The sequence below is a fragment of the Actinomadura sp. NAK00032 genome, from assembly GCF_013364275.1.
Lineage (GTDB): Bacteria > Actinomycetota > Actinomycetes > Streptosporangiales > Streptosporangiaceae > Spirillospora.
On record NZ_CP054932.1, the window covers coordinates 1073417 to 1099632 of the forward strand.

25 protein-coding genes are annotated in these 26216 nt (G+C 73.6%); 14 read left to right on the forward strand and 11 right to left on the reverse strand.

What is annotated here, in order from left to right; all coding sequences use genetic code 11:
* Positions 1–12: 12 nt before the first annotated feature.
* Positions 13–339 carry a TetR family transcriptional regulator C-terminal domain-containing protein gene (locus tag HUT06_RS44335; protein WP_254715727.1) on the reverse strand — a complete coding sequence of 109 codons (327 nt, stop codon included), beginning with the start codon at positions 337–339 and terminating at the stop codon, positions 13–15.
* On the opposite strand from HUT06_RS44335, the gene HUT06_RS44340 reads away from it, so the two are divergent.
* The 3 genes from HUT06_RS44340 to HUT06_RS05120 are packed head-to-tail and all read left to right on the forward strand — an operon-like array spanning position 223 to position 4098.
* Positions 223–1023, forward strand: a complete 801-nt coding sequence (locus tag HUT06_RS44340) for an MMPL family transporter (protein WP_254714989.1) — start codon at positions 223–225, stop codon at positions 1021–1023. The two genes, HUT06_RS44335 and HUT06_RS44340, sit on opposite strands and share 117 nt — an antisense overlap.
* A gap of 60 nt (positions 1024–1083) precedes the next feature.
* Positions 1084–1881, forward strand: a complete 798-nt coding sequence (locus HUT06_RS05115; RefSeq protein ID WP_176194641.1) for a YggS family pyridoxal phosphate-dependent enzyme — start codon at positions 1084–1086, stop codon at positions 1879–1881.
* A gap of 30 nt (positions 1882–1911) precedes the next feature.
* Positions 1912–4098 (forward strand): histidine kinase, encoded by a 2187-nt coding sequence (locus tag HUT06_RS05120; RefSeq protein ID WP_176194642.1) that lies wholly within the window; start codon positions 1912–1914, stop codon positions 4096–4098.
* On the opposite strand, the gene HUT06_RS05125 is transcribed toward HUT06_RS05120, so the two are convergent.
* The gene (locus tag HUT06_RS05125; RefSeq protein ID WP_176194643.1) at positions 3985–4590 is read right to left on the reverse strand and encodes a DNA-binding response regulator; all 606 of its coding nucleotides are present in this window, start codon (positions 4588–4590) and stop codon (positions 3985–3987) included. The two genes, HUT06_RS05120 and HUT06_RS05125, sit on opposite strands and share 114 nt — an antisense overlap.
* Before the next feature lie 87 nt (positions 4591–4677).
* Here HUT06_RS05125 and HUT06_RS05130 point away from each other — a divergent pair, with 87 nt between their 5' ends.
* The 3 genes from HUT06_RS05130 (at position 4678) to blaOXA (ending at position 8895) form a co-directional block, all read left to right on the forward strand.
* Positions 4678–5409 carry an ABC transporter ATP-binding protein gene (locus tag HUT06_RS05130; protein ID WP_217711210.1) on the forward strand — a complete coding sequence of 244 codons (732 nt, stop codon included), beginning with the start codon at positions 4678–4680 and terminating at the stop codon, positions 5407–5409.
* A 14-nt stretch (positions 5410–5423) separates the two neighbouring features.
* The gene (locus tag HUT06_RS05135; RefSeq protein WP_254714990.1) at positions 5424–7844 is read left to right on the forward strand and encodes an FtsX-like permease family protein; all 2421 of its coding nucleotides are present in this window, start codon (positions 5424–5426) and stop codon (positions 7842–7844) included.
* 160 nt (positions 7845–8004) lie between these two features.
* Positions 8005–8895, forward strand: a complete 891-nt coding sequence (gene blaOXA / locus HUT06_RS05140) for a class D beta-lactamase (RefSeq protein WP_176194645.1) — start codon at positions 8005–8007, stop codon at positions 8893–8895.
* A 132-nt stretch (positions 8896–9027) separates the two neighbouring features.
* On the opposite strand, the gene HUT06_RS05145 is transcribed toward blaOXA, so the two are convergent.
* On the reverse strand, positions 9028–9900 hold the full coding sequence (locus HUT06_RS05145; protein WP_176194646.1) for a sigma-70 family RNA polymerase sigma factor: 873 nt from the start codon (positions 9898–9900) through the stop codon (positions 9028–9030).
* A 127-nt stretch (positions 9901–10027) separates the two neighbouring features.
* Between HUT06_RS05145 and HUT06_RS05150 the strand changes: the two genes are divergently transcribed.
* Positions 10028–10441: a VOC family protein gene (locus HUT06_RS05150; RefSeq protein WP_176194647.1), complete on the forward strand. Its 414-nt coding sequence runs from the start codon at positions 10028–10030 to the stop codon at positions 10439–10441.
* A gap of 107 nt (positions 10442–10548) precedes the next feature.
* On the forward strand, positions 10549–10983 hold the full coding sequence (locus tag HUT06_RS05155; RefSeq protein ID WP_217711211.1) for a YdeI/OmpD-associated family protein: 435 nt from the start codon (positions 10549–10551) through the stop codon (positions 10981–10983).
* 112 nt (positions 10984–11095) lie between these two features.
* Here HUT06_RS05155 and HUT06_RS05160 read toward each other — a convergent pair whose 3' ends face one another.
* Positions 11096–11680, reverse strand: coding sequence for a GAF domain-containing protein (locus HUT06_RS05160; RefSeq protein WP_176194648.1), 585 nt, complete (start codon positions 11678–11680; stop codon positions 11096–11098).
* Positions 11681–12118: 438 nt separating this feature from the next.
* On the opposite strand from HUT06_RS05160, the gene HUT06_RS05165 reads away from it, so the two are divergent.
* Complete coding sequence (locus HUT06_RS05165; protein ID WP_176194649.1) at positions 12119–12607, forward strand: DUF5994 family protein; 489 nt, start codon at positions 12119–12121, stop codon at positions 12605–12607.
* Positions 12608–12721: 114 nt separating this feature from the next.
* Positions 12722–14431 (forward strand): SpoIIE family protein phosphatase, encoded by a 1710-nt coding sequence (locus tag HUT06_RS05170; RefSeq protein WP_302931778.1) that lies wholly within the window; start codon positions 12722–12724, stop codon positions 14429–14431.
* Between the two features lie 28 nt (positions 14432–14459).
* Here HUT06_RS05170 and HUT06_RS05175 read toward each other — a convergent pair whose 3' ends face one another.
* Both HUT06_RS05175 and HUT06_RS05180 read right to left on the reverse strand, forming a co-directional pair.
* A complete protein-coding gene (locus tag HUT06_RS05175; RefSeq protein ID WP_176194651.1) occupies positions 14460–14717 on the reverse strand; it encodes a DUF4873 domain-containing protein in 258 nt (85 codons plus the stop codon).
* Positions 14718–14732: 15 nt separating this feature from the next.
* Positions 14733–15974 carry a N(5)-(carboxyethyl)ornithine synthase gene (locus tag HUT06_RS05180; RefSeq protein WP_217711212.1) on the reverse strand — a complete coding sequence of 414 codons (1242 nt, stop codon included), beginning with the start codon at positions 15972–15974 and terminating at the stop codon, positions 14733–14735.
* A gap of 316 nt (positions 15975–16290) precedes the next feature.
* Here HUT06_RS05180 and HUT06_RS05185 point away from each other — a divergent pair, with 316 nt between their 5' ends.
* The 4 genes from HUT06_RS05185 (at position 16291) to HUT06_RS05200 (ending at position 21065) form a co-directional block, all read left to right on the forward strand.
* Entirely contained in the window at positions 16291–18522 is a 2232-nt protein-coding gene (locus HUT06_RS05185; RefSeq protein ID WP_176194652.1) for an MMPL family transporter, read from the forward strand.
* Between the two features lie 7 nt (positions 18523–18529).
* Complete coding sequence (locus HUT06_RS05190; protein WP_176194653.1) at positions 18530–19816, forward strand: sensor histidine kinase; 1287 nt, start codon at positions 18530–18532, stop codon at positions 19814–19816.
* Positions 19813–20481, forward strand: coding sequence for a response regulator transcription factor (locus HUT06_RS05195; RefSeq protein WP_176194654.1), 669 nt, complete (start codon positions 19813–19815; stop codon positions 20479–20481). The genes HUT06_RS05190 and HUT06_RS05195 overlap by 4 nt, the downstream gene beginning before the upstream one ends.
* A gap of 125 nt (positions 20482–20606) precedes the next feature.
* On the forward strand, positions 20607–21065 hold the full coding sequence (locus HUT06_RS05200) for a carboxymuconolactone decarboxylase family protein (RefSeq protein ID WP_176194655.1): 459 nt from the start codon (positions 20607–20609) through the stop codon (positions 21063–21065).
* 105 nt (positions 21066–21170) lie between these two features.
* On the opposite strand, the gene HUT06_RS05205 is transcribed toward HUT06_RS05200, so the two are convergent.
* The 5 genes from HUT06_RS05205 to HUT06_RS05225 form a co-directional block, all read right to left on the reverse strand.
* Complete coding sequence (locus HUT06_RS05205; RefSeq protein WP_176194656.1) at positions 21171–22376, reverse strand: cytochrome P450; 1206 nt, start codon at positions 22374–22376, stop codon at positions 21171–21173.
* 73 nt (positions 22377–22449) lie between these two features.
* Positions 22450–23052 (reverse strand): ATP/GTP-binding protein, encoded by a 603-nt coding sequence (locus HUT06_RS05210; protein ID WP_176194657.1) that lies wholly within the window; start codon positions 23050–23052, stop codon positions 22450–22452.
* Positions 23033–23401 (reverse strand): DUF742 domain-containing protein, encoded by a 369-nt coding sequence (locus tag HUT06_RS05215; RefSeq protein ID WP_176194658.1) that lies wholly within the window; start codon positions 23399–23401, stop codon positions 23033–23035. Before HUT06_RS05215 ends, HUT06_RS05210 begins: the two co-directional genes overlap by 20 nt.
* 14 nt (positions 23402–23415) lie before the next feature.
* Positions 23416–23832 carry a roadblock/LC7 domain-containing protein gene (locus tag HUT06_RS05220; RefSeq protein ID WP_176194659.1) on the reverse strand — a complete coding sequence of 139 codons (417 nt, stop codon included), beginning with the start codon at positions 23830–23832 and terminating at the stop codon, positions 23416–23418.
* Entirely contained in the window at positions 23829–26195 is a 2367-nt protein-coding gene (locus tag HUT06_RS05225; protein WP_176194660.1) for an ATP-binding protein, read from the reverse strand. The genes HUT06_RS05220 and HUT06_RS05225 overlap by 4 nt, the downstream gene beginning before the upstream one ends.
* Positions 26196–26216: the final 21 nt, after the last annotated feature.

Here is a 26216-nt window from a genome sequence, read left to right on the forward strand (position 1 = left end):
GGGCGTGGGTTCTTAGCGGAGGCCGCGGACCAGGGCGGAGACCGCGTCCAGGAGGCGGGCCTCCAGGTCGAAGCCCGTGTCGGAGAGCGTCCAGTGCAGGACGAGGCCGTCGACGAGGGCGGCCAGGCCGGCGGCGGCGGAGCCGGCCCGGCGCTCGGCGTCCGCGCCGTCCCCGGCGATCTCCAGGAGCAGGACGCGCAACTGCTCGGCGAAGCGCGCGTGGTGCTCGGTGAAGCACACCTTGATCTGCGGGACGCGCTGCGCGAGCGTGAGCAGCTCCAAGGTCAGCAGGGCCCGGTCGGCGTCGCCGGCGAGGCCGCGCGCGAACCCCCGCGCCAGGTCTTCGAGGCGCTCGGCGGCGGGGCGCTCCGGGGCGCCGACGGACGCACCGCGCTGGGCGTCGCCGGGCTGACGGGCGACGAGCGCGAGCGGCAGAAGACCGCCCCCGCGCTCCAGGAGGCGCTGGACGCCGCCGCCACCGGCGCGGTCGCCGTCTACGTGACCGGCTCCAGCCCGCTGAACGCCGCGGTCGTCGAGCAGGAGGACCGGGACCTGGCCCGCGCCGAGTCGATCGGGCTGCCGATCGCGCTGCTGGTGCTGATCATCGCGTTCGGCTCACTGGTGGCGGCCGGGCTGCCGCTGCTCACCTTCGTCGTGCTGTTCGGCCTGTCCATGGACTACGAGGTCTTCCTCATCTCCCGGATGAAGGAGGAGTGGGCCCGCACCCGCGACAACCGGGCCGCGGTGACCGCCGGCCTCGTGCACACCGCCGGCGTCATCACCGCCGCCGCCGCGATCATGATCATCGTCTTCGCCGCGTTCATGATCACCGATGTGGTCGAGGTCAAGCAGATGGGCTTCGCCCTGGCCGTCGCGGTCGCCGTGGACGCCACGCTCATCCGCGTCGTCGTGGTCCCGGCCTTCATGCGCCTGGCCGGACGCGCCAACTGGTGGTTCCCCGCGCCGTTCAGCGGACGCGGGGGTGGGGCGTTCCGAGCGCGTTCCGGTCGTCGTGGACCATGAGCAGGAGGCCGGCGCGGCCCACGCGGGCGCGCCGGCGGAGATCGAGCAGAGGAAGGCCTGATGAGCAGTCCATCCCAGTACCCGCAGGCGGAGAGCGTCGCGGACTTCGCCCGCAACGTCGCCGAGGTCCGCGCGCGCATCGACGCGGCGGCGGAGCGCGCCGGACGCACCGGCGCGGAGGTGCGGCTGCTGCCGGTCAGCAAGACCGTCCCCGAGGAGCGGATCCGCCTGGCCGTCGAGGCGGGCTGCCGCGTCCTGGGCGAGAACAAGGTCCAGGAGGCCAAGCGCAAGTGGCGCAACCTCGCCGACCTGGACGTGGCCTGGTCGGTGATCGGCCACCTGCAGACCAACAAGGCCAAGGACGTCGCCGCCTTCGCCGCCGAGTTCCAGGCCCTCGACAACCTGCGCGCCGCCGAGGCCCTGGACCGCCGGCTCCAGGCCGCCGGCCGGGGCCTGGACGTCTTCGTGCAGGTCAACACCTCCGCCGAGGAGTCCAAGTACGGCCTGCCGCCGGACGAGCTGATCGGCTTCCTCAAGCGGCTGCCCGACTACGGGGCGCTGCGCGTCCAGGGCCTGATGACCCTGGCCGTCTTCACCCGGGACACCGAGCGGGTCCGCGAGTGCTTCCGCCTGCTGCGCGGCCTCCGCGACCAGGCACGCGACCTCGGGCTCGCCGGCCCGGGAGAGCTGTCGATGGGGATGTCCGGCGACTACGAGACCGCCGTCGAGGAGGGCGCGACCGTCGTCCGCGTCGGCCAGGCGATCTTCGGTGCCCGTCCGCTCTCGGACGCGCACTACTGGCCCGGCGCCGCGACGGGCGGAGGGCGGGCCGAGGGAGGCGCGGCGGATACCATCTGACCGGTTTCGGGTGGCTGATCGAGGGTCGGGGTGGAACGAAGGCAGGCGGTCGACGTGCCGCCGCGCACGGCGCGGGCGGTGGCGGTCGCGGTCCTGGTCGCGCTGGTCGGCGTCTACACGGTGGGCGCGATCGACCGGCCGGCCGACGCGGTCGCCGCCGTTCCCGTGGCCGGCGCCGTCCTGCTGCTGCAGTTGCGGTTCGTGCTGGCGTCCCTGCGCCGTCTCCAGACCCGTGCCTGGACGGTGGCGCAGGGAGTCCTGAGCTTCGTCGCGGTGCTGGGCCTCGGATTCTCCGTCGCGGTGCTGGGCGTGTGGGTGGCCGGGCTCCTGCTCGCCCGCCACCGGGTGGCGGCCGCCGTCGCGGCGGGCGCGGTGCTCGTGCTGGCGGCGGTCCGCGGGACCGGTGATGCGGTCGACGCCGCGATCACGGCGGGGCTGATGACGACGGTCGTGTTCGGGCTGTCGCGGCTGGTCGGCCGGATCGAGGAGGTGTTCGCGGCCCGGCTGTCGCTGGCGGTGGCGGCCGTCGAGGAGGAGCGGCTGCGGGTCGCCGCCGAGCTGAACGCGGGGGTCGGCCGCGGGCTGGACGAGATCGCCGCCGCGCGGGGCGTCGCCGACCTCGACCGGGTGTCGCAGGTGGCGCGCCGGTCGCTGACCGCCGCCCGGACGGCCGCCGTGGACCTGCGCAGCCTCTCGCTGACCCCGGAGATCGCCGCGGCGCGCGGGATGCTCGCGGCGGCCGACGTCGAGGTGACGGTGCGGGTGGGGCACCGGGAGCCGCTCGGCCAGGCCGGGGCGCTGCTGGCGACCGTGCTGCGGGAGGCGGTCACCGACGTGGTGCGGCGCCGCCGGGCGCGGCACTGCGCCATCGAGACCGGCGAGCGGGGCGGGCTGCTCGTGCTGCGGGTCACCGACGACGGGGCCGCCGCGGCCGGGTGGGCGGCGGAGGCGCTGGCGCCGCTGGCCGCGCAGGTCGAGCGGGTCGGCGGGCACCTGCGCACGACGCTGGAGCCGGACGGCCGCTGCGTCGTCGAGGCCGCGGTGCGGGCGGCGCCGGAGCCGCCGGCCGAGGTCTCCAGCGCCGAGCACCGGTTGTCGGTGGTGCTGCTGGCGGCGGTCATCGCGGGTTTCTGCGTCAAAGGACTGCTGCTGCTGGCGTCGCCGATGGAGCTGCTGATCGCGGTGCCGTGCCTGGCGGCCGTGTCCGTCCTGCAGATCGGGTGGGCGCGCCGGCCCGAGGGGTCGTGGTGGGCGCTGGCGGCGCAGGCGGTGCTGAGCTTCGTGCCGCTGCTGTGGCTGGGCGGGGCGTGGGGCGGCGTGCCCGGCTTCCTGATCGGGACGCTGCTGCTCGCGCTGCCCGCCACCGCGGCCTGGCCGCTGACCGGCGCGGTCATGGCCTTCATGGGGATCGTCGCGTGGCGGCTCGGCGAGCCCGCCGACGTGGTGGTCAACTCGGTGATCAGCGTGCTGGTGACCGGCCTGGTGGTGTGGGGGCTGGTCCGGCTCGCCCAGCTGGCGGACGAGCTGCGGGAGGCGGCGGCCGGGCTCGCGCGGGCGGCGGTCGTCCAGGAGCGGCTGCGCGCCGCCCGCGACCTGCACGACCTGCTCGGGCACAGCCTCGCGGCCGTCCAGCTGAAGGCCGAGATCGCGCGCCGGCTGCTGGCGTCGGACCCGGACCGGGCGCGGGCGGAGTTCGACGACCTGGTCCGCATCGCCGGGCACGCCCGCCGGGACATGGGGGTGGTGACCGGCGCGGCCGGGCGGCTGGAGCTCGAACCGGAGCTGGAGTCGGCGCGATCGGTGCTCGGCGCGGCGGGCATCGAGGTGCGGGTCGTCCGCGAGGGCACCCCGCCGGGTGATGCCGAAGGGGTGCTGAGCACCGTGCTGCGGGAGGCCGTCACCAACATCCTCCGGCACACCGCCGCCCGCCACTGCGAGATCACCGTCGGGGCGGAGCGGCTGGTGGTGGTGAACGACGGCCGCCCGGACGAGGTCACCCCGCCGGGCGCCGGGATCGGCAACCTCGCCACGCGGCTCGCCGAGGCGGGCGGCCGGCTGGAGGCCCGCCCGGCCGACGGCGGCCGGTTCCGGCTCGCGGCCTACCTAGATCCAGCCGGCCTCGCGGGCGATGCGGACGGCGTCGGTGCGGCCCCGGGCGTCGAGCTTGGCGACGACCGCGGTGAGATGGTTGCGGACGGTCCCGGCCGACAGGTGTAGCCGGCCCGCGATCTCGGGGACCTCGGCGCCGCCCGACAGCAGCCGCAGCACGTCCTTCTCGCGCGGCGTGAGCGGGTCGTCGGCCAGGTCCCACGCGGTCACCGCGAGGTTCGCGTCCAGCACCCGCTCGCCCGCGTGGACCTTGCGGATCGCGTCGATCACCTGGTCCGGCGGCGCGGACTTCAGGATGAAGCCGTCCACCTTCTCGCGCAGCGCGCGGCGCAGCAGCCCCGGCTTGCCGTGGCCGGTGAGCATGAGGGTGCGGCACGCCGGGAGCTTGGCGCGCAGCAGGCCCGCGGCGGTCAGCCCGTCCGTGCCGGGCATGTCGATGTCGAGGACGGCCACGTCGGGCAGGTGCACCAGCGCCGCCGGGACGACGCCGTCGCCGTCGCCGACGTCGGCGACCACCTCCAGGTCGGGTTCCAGGCCGAGCAGCGTCGCCAGCGCGGTCCGGATCACGTGCTGATCCTCGGCGATGAGCACCTTGATCACGCCGTCGAGCCTACCCGTGACGATCTCATGGGTGATCGATGACGGACGCTCTGTCGGGCGGAACCGCAGGTCAGCAGAGTGGTGTCCATGGATGAAGCAGTGGTGATGGACACGGTGAGCAGGGTCTACGGCAAGGGGGCGGGCGCGGTCGCGGCGCTCCGGAAGGTCTCGGTTTCGCTTCCGAAGGGCGGCTTCACCGCCGTGATGGGCCCGTCGGGGTCGGGCAAGAGCACCTTCCTGCAGTGCGCGGCCGGGCTCGACCGGCCCACGGCCGGATCGGTGCGGCTGGGCGGTACGGAGCTGACCGGCATGAACGAGACCGAGCTGACCGTCCTGCGGCGCGAGCGGGTCGGGTTCGTCTTCCAGGCGTTCAACCTGCTCCCGTCCCTGACGGTGGAGCAGAACGTGACGCTGCCGCTGCGGCTGGCCGGGCGCCGCGCCGACCGCGCCCGGTTGGCGGAGATCCTGGAGCGGGTCGGGCTGGCGGACCGGGCCGGGCACCGGCCCGCCGAGCTGTCGGGCGGCCAGCAGCAGCGCGTCGCGATCGCCCGGGCGCTGGTCGCGCGGCCGGACGTCGTGTTCGGCGACGAGCCGACCGGCGCGCTGGACACCATGACCGCCAAGGAGGTGCTGGTCGCGTTCCGGGAGATCGTGGACGACCTCGGGCAGACGGTCGTGATGGTCACCCACGACCCGGTGGCCGCGTCCTACGCCGACAGCGTCCTGTTCCTGGCGGACGGGCAGATCGTCGACTCGGTCACCGCGCCCACGGCGGCCGACATCGCCAAGCGGATGACGCGGCTGGGGGCGTACGTCTGATGTTCTCTCTCTCCTTGAGCACTCTGCGGCACCGTCGTGCCGCGTTCGCCGGCGGTTTCATCGCGCTGTTCTTCGCCGCCGCGCTGATCACCGCCTGCGGCATGCTGATGGACACCGGCCTGCGCAGCCACGTCGCCCCCGAGCGCTACGCCGCCGCCCCGATCATCGTGGCCGGCGATCCTGACGCGCACCTCGTCCAGGACGACGGCGACCACAAGAACAAGCCCAACACCGCGCGGGCCCGGATCGACGCGTCGCTCACCGGACGGGTGCGGGCGGTGCCGGGCGTCAGCTCGGCGGTGCCCGAGGTCACCGTCCCCGCCGTCATCGGCGGGCGCGCCGTCGACGGGCACGGCTGGGAGTCGGCCGGGCTGGCCCCGTCCGTCCTCAAGGAGGGCCGGGCTCCCGCCGCAGCGGGCGAGATCGTCGTGGACTCCTCCGCGCGCCAGGCCGTCGGGACGGACGTGACCGTCCTGAACCCGCTCGGAACGGGCACGTACCGCGTCGTCGGGATCACCGGGCAGGCGCCGGGGAACCCGTCCGTCTTCTTCAGCACCGAGGAGGCCCGCCGCCTGACCGCCGCGCGGCCCGGCCTCACCGCGATCGGCGTCCGGCTCGCGCCCGGCGCGTCCGTCTCCGACACCGCCGAGGCGGTGCGCGCGGCCGTGCGCGGAACCGGCGCCACCGTCCACACCGGCACCGACCGCGGACGCGCGGAGTTCCCCGACAGCGGCAGCTCCCGCGTCAAGCTCGTCAGCATGGGCGCCGCGCTCGGCGGCACGTCCCTGGTCGTGGCGCTGCTGGCCGTCGTCGGCACCTTCGGGCTCATGCTGCAGCAGCGCGAGCGGGAACTCGCCCTGCTGCGCGCCATCGCCGCGACGCCCCGGCAGCTGCGCCGGATGATCGGCCGGGAGGCCGTCCTGCTCGGCCTCGGCGCGACGGTCCCGGGCGCCGCCGCCGGCCTGTTCCTGGGCTCCCGGCTGCACGCCGCCTTCGCCGACCTGGACGCCATCCCCGACAACCTGCCGCTGGTCACCGGGCCGATCCCGCCGATCGTCGGCGTCGCCGTCACCGTCCCGGCCGCCTGGCTGGCCGCCCGGATCGCGGCCCGCCGCATCACCCGGCTCCGCCCGGTCGAGGCCCTCGGCGAGGCCGCGCTGGAACCGCCCCGCACCCCGTGGTTCCGGCTCGTCGCCGGGCTGGTCGTCCTGGCCGGCGCCGTCGTGCTCGCCGTCGTGCTGTCGTCCGTCCACTCCGAGCGCGGCTCGGGCCCCATCACGCCCCTGACCGCGCTGGCGTTCGCGACCGCCGTCGGCCTGCTCGGGCCCGTCCTGACCCGGCTGACGATCCCGCCGGTCACGCTGCCGCTGCGGTTCTCCGGCGCGGTCGCCGGGTTGGCGGCCGCCAACCTCCGCGCCGGCGCGCGCCGCCTCGCCGCCGTCATCGCCCCGCTCACCCTGATGGTCGCGCTCGGCTCGACGCTGCTGTTCGCCGAGACGACCATCGACGAGGCCGCCGCGTCCCAGGCCGGCGCGGGCAACGTCGCCGACTACGCCGCCGGCCCCGCGGTGCCCGGCCCGGCCGCCGACGCGCTGCGCGAGGTGCCCGGCGTCCGGACGGTCACCGAGGTCCTGCACACCCGCGTCCGCGCCGCCAGCACCCCCTACAGCGCCCAGGGCGTCACCCCCGGCGGCCTCGCGAACACCATGGACCTCGACGTGCGCTCCGGCTCCCTGGACGACTTCGGCGACGGCACCATGGCCGTCCGCCAGGGCCTCGGCAAGGAGGTCGGCGACAAGGTGACCTTCGCCATGGCCGACGGAACCCTGGTGACGCTCCGCGTCGTGGCCGTCTACCACCGCGGATTGGGCTTCGGCGACCTCACCCTGCCGCACTCCCTGGTGGCAGCCCACGTCGACGTCCCGATGGGAACCGCGCTCGTCGCCGCCCCCGGCGTGAGCGGCGACGCCCTGAAGAGCGCCGTGGCGGCCTACCCCGGCCTCACCCTGCACGCCCGGACGGACGTTCCCGCCAGGCCGAGCGGCAGCGCGGTCAACTACCTGTCCCTCGGCATGATCGTCGCCTTCGCCGCCATCTCCGCCGCCAACGCGCTGGCCATGGCGACCGCCGGCCGCGTTCGCGAACTGGCCATGTTCCGGCTCGCCGGCGGCACCCGCCGGCAGGTGCTGCGGATGCTCCGCTGGGAGACCCTGACCGCCGTCCTGGTCGCGGCCGTCCTCGGCACCGTGATCGCCTACGCGACGCTGACCGCCTTCAGCACCGGGATGGTCGGGTCCGGCGATCCGCACATCCCGGTCGTCGGGCTCGTCGCCATCATCGGCGCCATGGGGGCCCTGGCCGTCCTGGCCACCACCCTCCCGGCCCGCCTGGCCTTGCGCCGCCCGCCTGCCGACGCCATCGGAGCCCGCGAATGAGACGAAGGCGCGTCCGTAGATGAGCGGTCCGGCCGTGCCGATGCCCGGCCGGACTTAGCCCTTCATCGAGCTATGAACTGCAAAGATACCGTTTCTAATATTATTGGGTAATTGATATCAATATTGGACAGAAAGCAGTGGGCAGTGGTCAAGTAACCGCATGATCAAGCTTTCTTCCCAAAATCTGCGCGTCCGGCTGGGCGCCACCGCGCTGACCGCGCTCACCCTCCTCGGTACCGCCGCGTGCGGTGCGGGCGCCCATGACTCCGTGCCGCGCGGCGCCGCCGTCGTCGCGGCGGCCGATCAGATCCGGCCCGGCGTCACCGAGCGCGGCGACCTGCGGGCCGTCTTCGACGCGGCGGGCGTGCATGGCTCGTTCGCGCTGCTGGACGTCGCGACCCGGCACACGACCGTGGTGGACCGGCGGCGCGCCCAGACCCCGCTGGTGCCCGCCTCCAGCTTCAAGGTCCCGCACGCGCTCGTCGCCCTGGAGACCGGGGCCGTCGAGAGCCCCGACGAGGTGATCCCCTGGGACGGGACGCCGCAGCCGTTCCCCGAATGGGAGCAGGACATGACGATGCGGGAGGCCGTCCGCGTGTCGAACGCGGCGGCGTTCCAAGTCATCGCCCGCCGCATCGGCCTGAAGCGCGAACGGCAGTGGCTGCACCGGCTCGGCTATGGCAACCGCCAGATCGGGACGGTCGTGGACCGGTTCTGGCTGGACGGCCCGCTGGAGATCTCGGCGGTCGAGCAGACCCGGTTCATGGCGCGGCTGGCGGCCGGGCGCCTGCCCGCCTCGCGCGAGCACCAGCGCACCGTCCGCGAACTGATCAAGCAGGAGGAGACGGACGGGTACGCGCTGTTCGCCAAGTCCGGCTGGCAGAACGCCCCCGACCCCGGCACCGGCTGGTGGACCGGCTGGGTCGAGCGCGGCGGACGCGTGCACGCCTTCGCCCTGAACATCGACATCACCGAGGAGAGCGACGCCCCCAAGCGCGCCGCGCTCGCCCGCGAACTGCTGCGGCGACTGGACATCCTGCCCACCGCGTGAGCATCCCGGGGTGACGGGAAGACCCCGCCCCCGCCGTCCGTCCTGCTCCGGCCCGCCCGCCGGAGCAGGACACCTTCCCGCACGTCATGCCCGTCGCCGCGGCCAAGGTGCTCACCCGCGCCGCCGACGCCCTCAACTCGCGCTCTGGGCGGCCCGGAGGACGATGATGTCGAGGGCGTGGAGCCGGTCGGCGTCGGTTTCCGTGCCGATGTGGGTGATCCGGTCATTCTCGACGGTGAAGGCGATGACGGCCTTGGGCACGCCGTGGTGGAACCAGACCGCCGCCGGCTCGCCGTCGACGAGGGCGAGGTGGGCGGCCCGGGCCCGTCCGGCGAAGAAGGACGCCACGGCCTCGGCGCCGTGGAGTTCGCCGACGGCCACCGCGTCGGGGTCGAGGAGGTCGAGCAGGGCCTGGAAGTCGCCGCCGCGCGCCGCCGCGAGGAACGCCGCGACGATCTCCCGTTTCGCCGACCGCGCCGCGTCCGACGCCTCGGCGGCGCCCTGCACGCGGCGCCGCGCCCGGCTGGCGAGCTGCCGGGCCGCCGCCGGCGACCGGTCGAGGATGCGGCCGATCTCCCCGAACGACACCGCGAAGATGTCGTGCAGGACGAACGCGAGCCGCTCGGCGGGCGCGAGGGTGTCCAGCACCACCATGAGCGCGACGCCGACCGAGTCGGCCAGCAGCGCCTCGTCCTCCGGATCCGCCCGGCCCACCGGGTGGACGCCCGCCTGAGGCGTCGCGGGCTCGGGCGGCAGCGCCCCCGCGGCCTCCTCCGGCCTGCTGCGGCGCGCCTCCATCATGTTCAGGCACACCCGTGCGACGACGGTCGTCAGCCACCCCCCGGGGTTCTCCACCTGGCCGGTGTCGGCGCGGCTGACCCGGGCCCACGCCTCCTGCACCGCGTCCTCGGCCTCGCTCCGCGAGCCCAGCATGCGGTACGCCACCGCCTGCAGATGCCGCTGGTGCTCGGCGAACCGCGCGCTCAGCCAGTCCTGCTCAGCCATCCGTCACACTCCCGCCAGATTTCCTGTCATTGAAAGTGACAGGCGCGATCGCGCCGATGTGACAGCCGGAAACCCGGCCGTCCGCCCCGCCGCATCCGGCGGGCCGCTCACCAGCAAGGAGACAAGTATGAAGGCCCATGTCAGCTCCATCCTCCTCGGCGTCCGGGACATGGACCGGACCAAGCGGTTCTACACCGAAGGACTCGGCTGGACGATCAAGAACGACTGGGGCATCTCGGTGTTCTTCGAGTCCGACGGCGCCTCGCCCGTCGGCTTCTACGGCCGCGACGGGCTGGCCGAGCAGGTCGGCACGAGCCCGGACGGCAGCGGCTTCAGCGGCCTCGTCCTCACCTACGTCGTCCGCAGCCAGGAGCGGGTGGACGCGGTCATGGCGGAGGCCGAGAAGGCCGGCGCCACGATCCTCAAGCCCGCCGGCGCCCTGCCCTGGGGCGGCTACGGCGGCACCTTCGCCGACCCCGAGGGCTACATCTGGAGCCTCGCCCACAGCGACAACGGCAAGGACCAGCCCTACGCCGAATAGCCCCCGACGGGTACTTGTAGAAGGTCACAGCGTCTCGTGACCGCACCAACAGCGCGCGGGCCCCGGCCGGCACGGCCGGGGCCGCGCATCCGCAGAAAGGCGAGATCGTGAAGTTCCGCACCGTGGTAGAGCCTCCGGAGCCCATGCGGGGCCTGAAGGTCCCCGCCGGGATCGTCGAGGAACTCGGCGGCGGCGCGCGGCCGAGAGTGAAGATCACCGTCAACGGGCACTCGTGGCGCAGCAGGGTCGCCATCATGCGCGGCCGCCACCTGCTCGGCCTCAGCAACGCCAACCGGCAGGCCGCGGACGTCGCGATCGGCGAGGAGGTCGAGGTCGACCTGGAGCTCGACACCGAACCGCGCGACGTCGTCGAGCCGCCGGACTTCGCCCGCGCTCTGGACGACGACCCCGCCGCCCGCGCCGCCTACGACACGCTCACCGACAGCCGCAAGCGCGAGCACGTCCGCGCCATCGAGAGCGCGAAGAAGCCCGAGACGCGTCGCCGGCGCATCGAGAAGGCCGTCGCCGCCCTGCGCGGCTGACCCCCGAACCCCCCGCCCGGCCCGCGAAATGACAAGGGCCCAGCCCGAACCCGCGACAGGGGGCCGGGCGCGTCGGCGGCCCACCTCCGGAGTTCACACGGCGTGATCTCTGCTAGGTCGTGTCGGGTGGGCGGAGAGCGAGCATCGGCGCGGTCGCGTGGTCGTCCGGCGGGGTCGTCGCGCGCTGGTCTTCGGCGAGCTGGACCAGGCGCGCGGAGGTGTCGGCGAACAGCAGCAACTGGCGCGCGGCGGCCGGGCTGAACGGCTGCGCGCCCGGCTGCCCGAGGACGGCGAGCACTCCGCGCGCCGCCTCGCCGGTGTCCAGCGGCAGGATGAGGATCGGGCCGGCCGGCAGGGTGCTGAGCGTCTGGTCGGCGACGATCCGCGCGGACAGGGCCCGGCGGGAGCCGAAGGCCCGGCCGAGCATCGACTTGCCGCGCCGCACCGTCAGTCCGCGTATCCGGTCGCTGCCCGCGCCGACCGCGATGTCGATCCGCAGCGTGTGGGCGGCTTCGGAGGGGAGGGCGATGAACGCCAGCGGGACGCCCGCCATCGCGCGGGCGCGTTCGGCCACGAGGATCAGCAGCCGGGGGAGGGAGGCTCCGTGCAGGACCGCCGTCATCAGGTCGAACGACGCGGCGAGGCGCCGGCCGTCCTCCGGGCCCCGTGCGTCGTCCGCAGGCCCCCAGGCGCTCACGGGTAGATCGTGGCCGGTCATGGCTTCATCCCCTTGCGCGCTCAGGCCGCTGCGAGGTCGAGTTCACCGTTGACGGCGATGACGGTGCGGTCGCCGAGCAGTTCGCGGGTGAGCCCGGCCTCGGACGTGTGGACGGGCTGGTGTTGCGGCGTCATGGCGCCGGACCTGTCTGGCCCCGAAAGGACCGAGCATCCAGAAACCAGGGGACGCGGGCTTGGCCGCCCGCGTCGAAGACCCTCGTCACCACGACCCTACGCCCTCACGGCCGGAATCGCGGCGCCCGACGGACTCCAGCCGCACTCCGTCGCCCCCAGGCGTGCGCGTCCCGGTGCCGTAGACTCGGGGACACCGTGGGCATTTCGAGCGCAGGCCGTCTTACCGGCGCCGTCCTCGGTGATACATGAACCGGTCTGTGCAGACCGAGAATGGGGCCCCTCAATGGCCCGCGTCGCCACGCAACGCGCCTTCCCGTTCCCCGCAGCCACCCCGCTCGAACTGCCGGCACCACCCGCTCCGCGGCTCCGCCTGGTCCCGGGCGGAACGGGCCGCGGGATCATGGACGGCGGCTGGTGGCCCCGATCCCGCGACGCCGACGCCGAGCTCACCGGACTGCTGACCGCGCTGGCCCGCGCGGACCGGCTCCCGGACCGCGTCACCCGCGTGGCCATCGACTTCGACGACTGGGACGACTCCCCGCTGCGCATCTCCGTTCTGGGCCGCGAGGTGAGGGTCCACTGGCTGGCCCACCTCGACCACATGGTCGCGATCACCTGCGGCCGGGCGGACCCGCTCCTGCTTCTCGTCGTCCCGCCCGGGACGAGGCCGTCCGCCGCGAAGGCCGCCCTGGCCCGATCCGTCGTCGAGGCCGGCGACGTGATGCCGCAGGAGATCCTGGCCTCCTGCGACATCTCCACCGTCCGCGCCTGACCCACGCTCGGCAGGCACCCGCACCGGCACGGGGCCCGCGCGACCCTTCCCCGGGTGTTCGGAGAGGAACCCGGGGAAGGGGCATGGGTATCCGATCCGCCGCGGGGGGGTGAGATGACCGGGCAGGTGAGCGATCGGCCGGACGCGATTCAAGATCGTTTGGTGGAGGCGATGAACTCCGGCGTTCTCGCCACCGACGAGTCCGGCCGGATCACGGCCTGGAACCCGCGGGCACAGCAGCTTCTCGGCTACACGCGCGACGAGGCGTTGGGGAAGCGGCTGCACGGGCTCCTCCACCGGGACGCCGAGGACGGCGCCCCGCCCGATGGCGACTGCCGCCTCACGCGCGCGCTGCGCACCGGCGCCCCCGACCACGGGAACGCTGAGAGATTCGTCCACCGCGACGGGCGGCCGGTGACGTGCTCCTGGTCGGCCGCACCGATCTACGCCGGCGACCGGGCCGGGGCCGTGCCCGGGACGGGGCCGGTCGCCGGACTGGTCATCGTCTTCCAGGACGCCGCCGACCGGGTCGCGGTCGAGCGCGAGCGGCGCGACCGGATGGCGCAGGCGGAGCGGGCCAACTCCCGGCTGGCGCTGGTGGCCGAGATCACGACCGTGCTGTCGTCCACGCTGAACGAGGCGGAACTGCTGCGGCGGCTGGTCCGGCTCGTGGTGCCCGCGCTCGGCGACTGGGCCGAGGTCGACCTGCTGGTCCCCGACGGCCGCGTCGAACGGGTCGCGGCGACGCACCGCGACCTCTCCGCCGCCGACATCGCCGACCTGGAGGGGCCGCTCCCGCCCGTCCCGCGAGCACCGCGGGGACCGCTCGCCCAGGTGCTCCGCGGCGGCACCACGGTCACCGTCACCGGGGACGGCGGCATACGCCCTGACGAGCCCCTGGACGCCGCCCAGTACGAACTCTTCCAGGTCATGGACGCCCACAGCGCGATCATCACCCCGCTGGCGGCGCGGGGAGAGACCTACGGAGCGCTCACGCTGGGCTACTCGCGTCCCGGGCACCTCTACGGGCCGGGCGACAGGCTCGTCGTCGAGGACGTCGCGCGCCGCACCGGCCTGGTGCTGGCCAACGCCCGCCTGTACGCCGAGCAGCGCAACACGTCCGAGGCGATGCAGCGCAACCTGCTCACCGCCTTGCCGCAGCCGGGCGAGCTGCGGCTGGAGGCCCGGTACGTGCCCGCGGCCCGGGTCAGCTGGGTCGGCGGTGACTGGTACGACGCCTTCGCGCTGCCCGACGGTGCCACCGGGCTGGTCATCGGAGACATCGTCGGCCACGATCTGCCCGCGGCGGCCCGCATGGCGCAGGTCCGCAACATGCTCCGCGCCCTGGCCTGGGACATGGCCGAGCCGCCCAGCTCCGTGCTGGCGCGGCTGGACGGCGTCATGGCCGCCGTCAGCGACGCCGACCTGGCCACCGCCGTGTTCGGGCGCGTCGAGGGGAGTCCGGGCGGCCCCTGGAGTCTGCGCTGGTGCAACGCCGGGCACCCCCCGCCGCTGCTGATCACCTGTGACGGCGGCACGCACTTCCTGGACGAGCACGGTGTCCTGCTCGGGGACCCCGAGCTCACCGGGACCCGTCCCGACGGGATCCGCGCCCTCCCGCCCCAGTCCACCCTCCTGCTCTACACCGACGGCCTCATCGAGACCCGCGACGCCGATCTGACCGACCGGCTCACGAGCCTCCGCCGCCACAGCGCCCATCTGGCCCGGCTCCCGCTGCCCGAGTTGTGCGACGAGATTCTGGAGCGCATCGAGCCCAGCGGCGAGGACGACGTGGCGCTCCTCGCCCTCCGCGTCCCCGGCTGACGGTCGCGCCGGCGCGACGCCCGGCTGGTCAGCCGAAGGGGGGTGGACCGCTTCCGACCAGTGGGGTGACGTCGGACCAGACCGCCGATCCGCCGAGCGTGACCTGTGCCTCGCGGCCGTCCGGAAGTCTCAGCGTCCGGTCGAGGGAGTCGTCGTCGGCGGCGCCGGCGTCGCCGATGGTCGCGGTCCCGGACCACTCCCGCTGCTTGGAGCGCAGATCGACGTAGACCTCGACCTCGGCTCCGCCGCTGCCGATCAGCGTGGCGGGCCCCCGGTAGCGGCTCACGCCCGGATCATCTCGTCAGGACCGGAGTGTGTGTTCATGAGACGCACCATAGCGTTCGGGTCCGACGCTCCCCGGCGCGTGCGGATAGTCGGGGGAGCGGCCCTGGAAAGCGAGCACGGCGGGGTTCTGGACGACGCCGTCGCGGATCTCGACGGCCCGGCGGACGGTCTTGTCGGCGTCCCACGCGGCCGGGCCCTTCAGGACCGTCGACAGGTGCGGGATCAAGGCCTGGCTGATCTCCCAGGTCGCGGAGTCCCACAGGTAGGAGGGGCTGTGGTCGACACCGTAGTGGCGGATGTTGCGGCCGACGGTGTACATGGGTTCGGTGAAGGTGGTCGGACGGGCCCATTCGAAGCCCATTCCGGCGTCGCAGGAGACGTCGACGATGAGGGTGCCGGTGGAGAAGAGCGGCAGGTCGTCGTTCGTGGCGAACATCAGCGGGGCGCCGGTGTCCTGCAAGACGCAGTTGACCACGATGTCGTGCCGGGCGAGGAAGGCGGCCGTCGCGACCGGGCCGTCATCGGTGAGGACGCGGGTGCGGGCGGGGGCCTCGGGGTCGCGTTCGAAATGGACGATCTGGGCCGAGTGGATGGGTGAGCCGACGGCGCTGACGCCCCGGTGGGTCAGCACGTGGACGTCGTGGATCCCGTGGGCGTTGAGGGCCGTGACCGCGCCCCGCGCGGTCGCCCCGAAGCTGATGACGGCGGCGCGGCGCCGCCGGCCGTAGGCACCGGTGGATCCGGTGAGGGCGAGAGCGTGCAGCACGGAGCAGTAGCCGGCGAGTTCGTTGTTCTTGTGGAAGACGTGCAGGTTGAACCCGCCGGCCGCCGTCCAGTGGTTCATCGCCTCGAACGCGATCAGTGTGAGCCGCCCGTCGATGGCGGCCTGGGTGAGTTCCCGGTCCTGGACGCAGTGGGGCCAGCCCCACAGGATCTGGCCGGGGCGCAGTTCCTTCAGGTCGTGGGGCAGCGGTTTGAGCAGCAGGACGATGTCGCAGTGGGCGATGAGCCGGTCGCGGGGGAGCAGGCCGGCGACCTGGGGGGCGAGTTCCTCGTCCGGGATGCCGAAGCTCTCGCCGTAGCCGCGCTCGAGGTAGATGCGCGAGCGCAGGCCGGGGTCGATGCGCTGGAGGTGCATCGGGTGGATCGGCTGCCGGTGCTCGTTCTCCTTGGCCGTGCGCGCGAGGACGCCGAGGGTCAGGCCGGGCTCGGGGTTCGGCTGCGCCGCGATGGCGCCAGAACGCTGACGTTCATTCAAGACCGACAAGATGTCCCCTCTCGGGGGGTGAAGCCGGTGGTGCGAGTCAGCCTCAGGGCTGGATGTCGCGATTCCCCGGCTTCAGCGACTCTACTCAGGAATCAGACGACGCCTCACCACGCGCACGGGGGCATCTCCCCTGGGGAGCGGTCCCCGTCTAGTGCGTGGGCACTAGATCGCGGGAGCGGGCGGTCCGGATGCATCAGGGGAAGACGGTGGCGGGAGACGATGTCCGGCCGGGCGCCGGCGGGGAGTGTTGGAGGCGCGCGAGATCCGCGCTTTTCCCCTTCCCAGCGGTGTCTGGAGTGATCAACAAGTGGCGACGTTTCTCTACCGGGTCGGACGGTGGGCCTTCCGCCGGCGCCGGCTCGTGAGTTTTCTGTGGCTGGGCGTCCTGGTGCTGGCCGGGGTCGCCGCCGCGGTGGCGCCGGCGGCGCAGGACGAGGGCCTGTCCATGCCCGGCACCGAGTCGCAGAAGGCGTTCGACCTGCTGGACGAGCGCTTCCCCCAGAGCAATTCCCAGGGCGCCGAGGCGCGCCTGGTGTTCCAGGCCCCGGACGGGCAGCGCGTGACGGCCAGTGAGAACAAGGCGGCCGTCGAAGGCGCGATCAACTCGCTGAGCGGGGGCGATCAGGTCGCGTCGACGACCGACCCCTTCACGACCGGCGCGGTCAGCGAGGACGGCACCATCGCCTACTCCACGATCAGTTACCGGGCGGACGCCGTCGACCTGACCGCGTCCGCGAAGAGCGCGCTTGAGGACGCCGCGGGCCAGGCCAGGGACGCGGGGCTGACCGTGGAGATCGGCGGCTCCGCCCTGGACGTTGACGAGGCGCCCGGCGGTACGACGGAGATCATCGGCGTGGCGGTGGCCGCGGTGGTGCTGATCCTCGCCCTCGGCTCGCTGGTCGCGGCCGGGCTCTCGCTGCTGACGGCGTTCTGGGGCGTGGCCATCGCCTTCGGCCTGGTCTCCGCGCTGGCCGAGCCGCTGGGCCTGACGTCCACCGTCGCGATCCTGACGCTGATGCTGGGGCTGGCGGTCGGCATCGACTACGCGCTCTTCATCACCTCCCGCTTCCGCGACGAGCGCGCCCGGGGCCTGGAGCCGGAGGAGGCCGCCGGCCGGGCGGTGGGCACGGCCGGGTCCGCCGTCGTGTTCGCCGGTGCGACCGTCTTCATCGCCCTGGTCGGGCTGGGGGTCGTCGGGATCCCCGAGCTCACCAAGATGGGGCTGGGCGGCGCGGGCGCCGTGGCTCTCGCCGTGCTCGTCGCGCTGACCCTGGTCCCGGCGCTGTTCGGGTTCTTCGGCCGCAGGATTCTGTCCCGGTCCGTCCGCAAGGCCGCCCGGTCGGGAGGCGGGAACCCGCACGTCGGCGGTCGGCCGGGGCTCGGCACCCGCTGGGCGCGGTTCGTCCTGCGCCGGCCCCTGACCGTGCTGCTGGCCGCCGGACTGGGTCTCGGCGCCGTCGCACTGCCGGCGCTGGGCCTCGAACTCGGGCTGCCCGGAGACGAGTCCAAGTCGGTGGAGACCACCCAGCGCCGTGCCTACGACCTGCTGTCGGAGGGCTTCGGCCCCGGCCTCAACGGTCCGTTGACCGTGGTCGTGGACATGTCGGACGCCGCGGACACCCGGGCCGCCACGGACCGGGTCGTCCAGGCCGTGCGGGGGCTGGACGGGGTCGCGTCGGTCGGTGATCCGGTGCTCAGCCAGGCCAAGGACACGGCCGTCCTCACCGCCGTCCCGCGGACCGCGCCGAGCAGCGCCGAGACCAAGGACCTGGTGCACGCGATCCGGGACGCGGCCTCCGGTGTCGAGGCCGACACGGGCGCCGTCGTCCTGGTGACCGGCACCACCGCGCTGAACATCGACATCTCCGAAGCCATGTCCGACGCCCTCCTGCCGTATCTGACGGTCGTCATCGGCCTGGCGGTGCTCCTGCTGACGGTGGTCTTCCGCTCGCTCCTGGTCCCGGTCAAGGCGGCCCTCGGCTTCCTGCTGTCGGTGGGCGCCGCCTTCGGTGTCCTCGTCGCCGTCTTCCAGTGGGGCTGGGCGGCCGACCTGATCGGCATCGAGCAGACGGGGCCGGTCATGTCGCTGATGCCGATCCTCATCATCGGCATCGTGTTCGGGCTCGCCATGGACTACGAGGTCTTCCTCCTCACCCGGATGCGGGAGGCGTACGTCCACGGCGCGTCCCCCGGCGAGGCGATCGTCCACGGCTTCCGGCACAGCGGACGCGTGGTGGCCGCGGCGGCGATCATCATGGTCAGCGTGTTCAGCGGGTTCATCGGGATGAGCAGCCCGACCATCCAGACGATGGGCGTCGGCCTGGCCTCGGCGGTCGCCTTCGACGCCTTCGTGGTCAGGATGGCGATCGCGCCCGCGGTCCTGGCGCTGCTCGGCCGCCGGGCGTGGTGGCTGCCGCGTACGCTGGACCGCGTGCTGCCGAACGTGGACATCGAGGGCGAGGCGCTGAGCAGGCATGTCCCGGCTCCCGCGACCCGGCCGGACGCGGCGGTCCCAGCCCGTCCCGCCGGACGGCGCTGACCCCGCCATGACGGACACGGGCGGCGGTCGTCCGCGACCGCGCGGCACCTGGTGGCCGGAGGCGGCGATCATGGCGACGGCGTTCGCGCTCTGCCTGCTGGGCGGCGCGCTGTCGGTCGACGACAGGTCCCTGTCGTGGCCGCCCGTCAACGCCTACCTCCTCGCCGCGGCGACCTGCGCCGTGCTGCCGGTGCGGCACCGCTCGCCCGTGGCCGCCGTGGCGGCCACGACCGTGGGCGGGGTGCTCGTGCCGCCGCTGGGCCTGCTGCTGACCCCGCTCATCGTGGCGCCCGCCGTGATCAGCGCCTACTCGCTCGCCGTGCGCACCGCGGGGCGCGCGGCGAGCGCGGTGCTGCTCGCCTCCGCGACGCTGCTGGTCGCGTCCAATGTCGTGTTCGAGTTCGGGAACCTCTCCTGGCAGGACGCGAGCAGGATCGGGGCGGTGGCGGCGTTCCCGCTGGTGGCGGGCATCCTCGGCCACTCGACGCAGAACCGGCGCGCCTACCTGGCGGCCGTGGAGGAGCGGGCCCGGCGGGCCGAGAAGAGCCGCGAGAGCGAGGCGCGCCGCAGGGTGGCCGAGGAGCGGGTGCGCATCGCCCGGGAGCTGCACGACCTCGTCGCCCACCAGATCACCCTGGCCAACGCGCAGGCCACGGTGGCCGCCCACCTCTTCGACTCGCGGCCCGAGCAGACCCGCAAGAGCCTGCGGGAACTCGTCGAGACCACCGGCGACGCGCTGGACGATCTGCGGGCCACGGTCGGCCTGCTGCGCCAGTCCGGGGACGCGGCCGCGCCCGCGGAACCGGCGCCGGGGCTGTCCCGGCTGCCCACGCTTTTGGAGTCCTTCCGCCGCGCGGGTCTGGAGGTGTCGGTGGAGCAGGAGGGCGCGTCCCGGCCGCTCCCGCCGGGGGTGGACCTCACCGCGTTCCGCATCATCCAGGAGGCCCTGACCAACGTGACCAAGCACGCCGGTACCGGCTCCGCCCGGGTGCGCCTCGCCTGGAACCGCGATCGCGTGACCATCACCGTCGCCGACGACGGGGGAGGCACCCGGACGGCGCCGGCCGCGTCCGCAGGGCCCGGGTACGGCCTGATCGGGATGCGCGAGCGTGCCACCGCGGTCGGAGGGCACCTCTCCGCGGGCAGGCGTCCGGAGGGCGGCTTCCTCGTCTCCACCGAGCTGCCCCTCCCGCCCGCCAGGGACACGACGCGGAGGACGTCCGGCGAAGCGACGTCCGGCGAAACGACGTCCAGCGAAGAGCCGGGCGACGAAAAGATGGGGGACGCGCCGTGACGCTCAAGGTGCTCCTCGCCGACGATCAGGCACTGCTGCGCGGCGCCTTCCGGCTGCTCCTCGACAGCGCCGACGACATCACCGTGGTCGGCGAGGCCGCCGACGGCAGGGAGGCGGTGCGGCTCACCCGCGAGCTGCGCCCGGACGTGGTCGTCATGGACATCCGCATGCCCGAGGTGGACGGCCTCACCGCCACATCGCAGATCTGCGCCGACCCGGAACTGCGCTCCAGCCGCATCCTGATCCTCACCACGTACGAGACGGACGAGTACGTCGCCCAGGCGCTGCGCGCGGGAGCCAGCGGCTTCATCGGCAAGGGCATCGGCGCCGAGGACCTGCTGGACGCCGTACGCACGATCGCCGACGGCGACACCCTCCTGTCGCCCGCCGCGACCCGCTCCCTGGTGGCCCGCTTCCTGGCCACCCCGGACGACGCCCCGTCGCACCACCCCGAACAGCTCGCCGTCCTCACCCCGCGCGAACGCGAGATGGTGGCCCTGGTCGCGACCGGCCTGTCCAACCAGGAGATCGCCGAGCGGATGTTCCTCAGCCCGTTCACCGTCCGCGCCCACGTGCAGCGCGCCATGACGAAGCTGGAGGCCCGCGACCGGGCGCAACTCGTCGTCATCGCCTACCGGACGGGCCTCGTCCAGGCCGCCCCATGACTCCGCTCCCGAGCAGCGTCAGCAGCTGATCCGCCGCGGCCTGACCGGGCCTCTGAGCTGTCACAGCCAGCGGGGCTGCGTCGTCTTCCTTCTGACAAGCCGAACGGAACAGCGCCGGAGGAACCGTGACCAACACCCGCCGTGTCTACATCGACAAGCAGCACCCGAGCGCGTACAAGGCCCTCATCGCCCTGTCGAGCGAGGTGCAGGAGGCGGCTGCCGAGGCGGGCCTCGACCCGCTTCTGATCGAACTGGTGAAGATCCGCACATCCCAGATCAACGGCTGCGCGTTCTGCCTGCGCATGCACACCCGAGACGCTCTGAAGAACGGCGAGAACCCCGACAGGATCGCCGTGCTGCCCGGCTGGGAGGAGACCGGCTACTTCTCCCACACGGACCGCGCCGCCCTGCGCCTGGCCGAAGCGGTCACCCGCGTCTCGGACGGGCACGTCAGCGACGAGGAGTACGGCGCCGCCGCGGCCGTCCTCTCCCCGGAGCAGGTCTCGGCGGTCATCTGGCTGACAACGGTGATGAACGCCTTCAACCGCGTGGCGATATCCAGCCGGTACCCCGTCAACGGCTGAAGGAGCGCGGGAACGAGCAGGAAGCGGTCGGCGCGCCCGCCGCCAGGGGAAAAGGCGAACGCCCGGTTCGGCGGCCTGGGCCGCCGAACCGGGCGTCCGTCGGTGTCAGAGGCCGAGGGTGGCCGGGATGGAGAGCGGGCCGATCGTGAAGAAGGAGGGGGAGTAGGGGACGTCGTCCGGGTCGATGGCGAGCGCGAGGTCGGGCAGCCGCCGGTACAGCGTGGCGAGCGCCAGGCGTCCCTCCAGGCGGGCCAGCGACGCGCCGATGCAGTAGCGGGGGCCGTGGCCGAAGCTGAGGCGCGTGTTCTGCTCACGGGTGATGTCGAACTGGTCCGCGGTCTCGCCGTGCTCGGCCGGGTCGATGCCCGTCACCTGGTAGACGACGCCGACCGCCTGGCCCTTGGGGATGTCGACGCCGGCGACGGTCACGTCCTGCGCGGTGAAGCGCCAGCTGGTCATCATCACCGAGTGGCGGTAGCGCAGGGTCTCCTCGACCACGTCGTCCCACCGGTCCTCGGCCTTGGCCAGTGCCAGCTGGTCGGGGTGCTGGGCCAGCGCCAGGATGGCGTGGCCGAGCATGTGGACGGTCGTCTCGTGGCCGGCGACGAGCATCAGCCACAGCACGCCGACCAGTTCCTCGGTGGTGAGCCGGTCCTCCTCGTCGTGCGCCTGCACCAGGCCGGACGTGAGGTCGTCGCCGGGGTTCTCCCGCTTGCGGTCCACCATGGCGTGCAGGTAAGCCTGCAGGGCCTTCTGGGTCGCGAAGGCCTCCTCCGGCGGCGTCGTGTGCGCCAGCAGGGCGGCCGTCCAGTCGCGCATCTGGGTCCGGTCCGCGGCGGGCACGCCGAACAGCTCGCAGATGACCCCCATCGGCAGCGCCTCGGTGAAGGCCGGGACCAGGTCGACGCCGTCGCCGGCGGCGATCACGTCGTCGAGCAGGTCGTCCACGATCTGCTGGACGCGCGGCTCCATCGCCTGGACCCGCGCGGGGGTGAAGGCCTTCCCGATCAGGCCGCGCAGCCGCCGGTGGTCGGCGCCGTCCTTGGTGGACAGGTGGCCTCCCTGGACGACGGCGCGCAGCGGCCAGTCCTCGGGGATCGTCCCGTCGTACAGGGCGGGCCAGTTCTCGGGCTCGCGCAGGAAGGTCTTGTTGTCTCCGGAGAGGATCTCCTTCACGGCCTCGTGGGTCAGCGCCAGGTAGGCGGCGACGCCTCCCGGGAACTCCACTTCGACCACGGGCGCGATGTCGCGCAGCCGGACGCAGGTGTCGAGCGGCTTCTCGTCCGCGGCGGGGAAGGCGGGCAGGGTCATTGACATGTGATCCTTGCTGGATGCGGGGGATGGAACAACGGGGACGTCGCCCGCGGCGCGGGAGCGGATGCGTTCAGCGCCTGGACGTCGTCTTGGTGAGGACGTGCTCGACCATGGTGATCAGCACCTGCTTCGCCGAGGCCCGGCTGCGCACGTCGCACAGCATCAGCGGGACGTCGTCGTCCAGGTCCAGGGCGATCCGCACGTCCTCGGGGTTCTTGCGCTCGGCGCCGTCGAAGCAGTTCACGGCGACCATGAACGGGGTGCGGCGGTCCTCGAAGTAGTCGACGGTCCCGAAGCAGTCGGCGAGGCGGCGCACGTCGGCGAGCACCACCGCGCCGACGGCGCCGAGCGCCAGCTCGTCCCACATGAACCAGAACCGCTGCTGGCCCGGCGTCCCGAACAGGTACAGCACCAGGTCGTCCGGGAGGGTGATCCGGCCGAAGTCCATGGCCACGGTGGTGCTGGTCTTGCCGTCCACGCCCGTGGTGTCGTCGACGCCGACGCTGCGGTCGGTGAGGATCTCCTCGGTGCGCAGCGGGCGGATCTCGCTGATCGAGCCCACCATGGTCGTCTTGCCGACCCCGAACCCGCCCGCGATGAGGATCTTCGCGGCGGTCAGCTGACCGCCGCCTCGCGGGTGCCGGACGGCGGTGTCAGAGTGCGCGTAGTCCATTCAGCAGTTTCCTTAGTACGAGCTCGTCCGGGACGTCGCCGGTGGGAGTCGGTTTCAGCACCCTGAGCGCGTTCTCGTCGCGCAGATCGTCGACCAGCACCCGCACGACGCCGACGGGCAGGTCGATCTCGGACGCCAGGTCCGCGAAGGTGATCGGCCGCCGGCAGATCGCCAGCAGCCTGCGGTGCTCGGGGTCGAGCCGCACCCGCCGGGGGACCGGCACGCCGGTCGCCTCCAGCACGGAGATCAGGTCGAGGCCGTCATCGCGGAGCCGCGTCCGGCCCCGCGTGACCGTGTAGGGGCGGACGACGGGGCCCGCGTCGCCGTCGAGCCACTGGTCATCGCTCATCGGTCATCCCGGCCTCACCTGGCGCCCGTTCCCGACAGCCGGGGAATGAACGGCGGCCGCTCGGCCAGCTCCTCGGCGAGCTGGACCATCCGCAGCACGACCGCCCCCGCGTCCGCGTCGGCGCCGGCCAGCAGGGCGAGGCACGCGTGCTCGCCCGCCGGCACCATGAACACCAGCATCGTGTCCATCTCGATGACGCTCTGCAGCAGCTCGCCGCCGCCGAACCGGCGGCACGCGCCGCGGGCGAGCCCCTGCACGCCCGCCACCAGCGCGGCCAGATGCTCGGAGTTCTCCCGGCCGATGCCGGAGGAGCAGGCCACCACCAGCCCGTCGCTGGACAGCATCACCGCGCCGCGTACCAGTTCCGCCCGGCCGCCGAGGCCGTCCAGGCGCCGGCGCACCTCATCGGCCGTGGTCGATGGTTCCGTCAACGTTCGCCCTCCTCGTCGTGTCCGGCGGGCGGGGCCGGCGGCGGTTCGCTGCGCCCGCGCCGCCACCCGCTCTGCATGGAGGCCATGACCGAGCTGGCGCGCTCCGGCGAGCGCGCGCCGCGCCCGGCCGGTCGCTTCTCCTCCTGGACGGACGGTGCGGTGTCGCGCAGCTGCGGCGCCAGGTTCGCGCGGCGCACGCGGCGCGGCATCCCCGCGTGGGTGCCCTCGGCGGTGGACGCCGCCCGCGCCGGCTGCGGCTCGGCCGGAACGCCCGGAACGCTCGGCGGGCTCGGCACGGCCGCCGGGGCGGGCGGCGGCATGCCGAGGGGGTCGTGCTCGTCGTCCGGCTCGGTGCCGCCGGCGCGGTGCCGTCCGACGGAGTCCATCGCGTTCTCCTGCGTGTCGTGGCCGATGATGTTCAGGGGCCCGGTGGCCGCCGGGGGGACGGGCCCGCCCGAGGCGGGCAGGTCCGGGACGTTCGCGGGGGCCTCCGCCTGCTCGGCGCCGCCGCCGCTGTCCGCGCGGCCGACCCGGTCGGCCGGGACGACGAGCGAGTGCGGCAGCAGCACGACGGTCTTCAGGCCGCCGTAGGCGTTCGGCTCCAGCGCCACCTTGATCCCGCGCCGGTGCGCGAGCGTCCCGACGACGAAGAGCCCGAGCTGGTCGCCGTGGGTCAGGTCGAACTCCGGCTCGCGGCGGAGCTGCTCGTTGATGGCCGCCAGCTTCTCCGGGTTCATCCCGAGGCCGCGGTCCTGGATCTCGACCACGAAGCCCTTGCCCACCAGCCCGGCGTCGACCTCGACCGGCGTGTTCGGCGGCGACAGGACGGTCGCGTTCTCGATCAGCTCGGCCAGCAGGTGGATCACGTCGGCGACGGCGCCGCCGACGATGCCCTCCTCCGCTGTGCTGACCACCTCGACGCGGGCGTAGTCCTCGATCTCGCCGATGGCGCCGCGCAGCACGTCCAGGATGCCGACCGGGTTCCGCCAGCCGCGGCCGGGCGCGGCGCCGGACAGGATGATCAGGCCTTCGGCGTGCCGCCGCATGCGGGTGGTGAGGTGGTCGATGGCGAACAGGTCGGCGAGGGCGTCCGGGTCGGACGCCTTGCGCTCCAGCGTGTCCAGCATCGCCAGCTGCCGGTGCAGCAGCGACTGGTTGCGCCGGGCGAGGTTCTGGAACACCTGGTTGACCGCCGTGCGCAGCTCGGCCTGGCGGACGGCGGCCTCGACGGCGGTGCGCTGCACGGAGGAGAACGCCGCCGAGACGTTGAACACCTCGGCCGTCCGGCCGACCTCCAGCGGCGGGGCCTCCGCCGCGACGTCGACCTCGGCGCCGCGGCTCAGCCGGCGCACCACGTCGGGCAGCCGCTCCTCGGCCATGGTGCGCGCGGCGTCCTGGAGGCCGAGCAGGTCGCGGCTGATGCGGCGGCTGAAGCGGAACATCAGGAGCGCGGTCAGGGTGATCGCGATCAGGCCGATGACGCCGATGAGGACGAGACGCAGCAGGGTGTCGTCGGAGGCCTCCTTGGCCTCGGCGGCGTTCTGCGCCCGGGACTTGCCGAGCGCGCCGTCGATCTGCCCGATGGAGGCGCCCGCGACGTTCTTCCACTCGGTCGCGGAGAGCCGCAGCCGCACGCCGGGGCGGGTCGCCAGGATGCTGTCCTCGACCGCGGTGAAGGTCTTCTCGGCGGGGGACGCCAGCGCCTGCTTGAAGGGAGCGGCGATGGCCGGGTGGAGTTCGGCGAGGTTCGAGCTCTCCAGGAACCGCCGCTCGTACACCAGCCTGCTGACGGCCGCGTACTCCGCGGAGGTCATCCGGCGCCCGTCGGCGAGCACGCCGCCCACCAGCGCGATCTCACGTCCGCGCAGCTCGATGCCGCGCGACATGGCGGCGGTGTGGGCGGACTGCTGGAGGCCGTCGCCCGCCACCAGCACGTTGACGTACTGGAAGTGGGCTTCGAGGACGTCGTTGTAGGCGTTGAACGCCTCCAGCCTCGACAGGGCGCGGGAGTCGACCTGGCTGCGCAGGGCGCCGATGCCGTTGAGCCTGTCCATCAGCACCGAGAGCCGCTGCTTCATCGTGTCGGTCAGCGTGGCCTGGAACTCGCCGGAGTCGACGGCCTTGTTCATCTGGACGATCGTGCCGTCCATCTTCGCGCGGACGGCGTCCAAGGGCGTGCGCGGCAGCCGGTGGTTGCGGCTCAGCCAGGTCACCGACTCCTGCCGCTCCTGGGCCAGGGTGACCAGCATCGGCTGCGCGGCGGCGCCGTAGATCTCGTTGGTGGTGTCCAGGTCGCGCTGGTTGATGGCCTTGGACGCGGTGCTCTGCGCCGCGAAGGCCCACAGCGTGACCAGGGAGACCATCGGAACGATGATCAGGCCGAC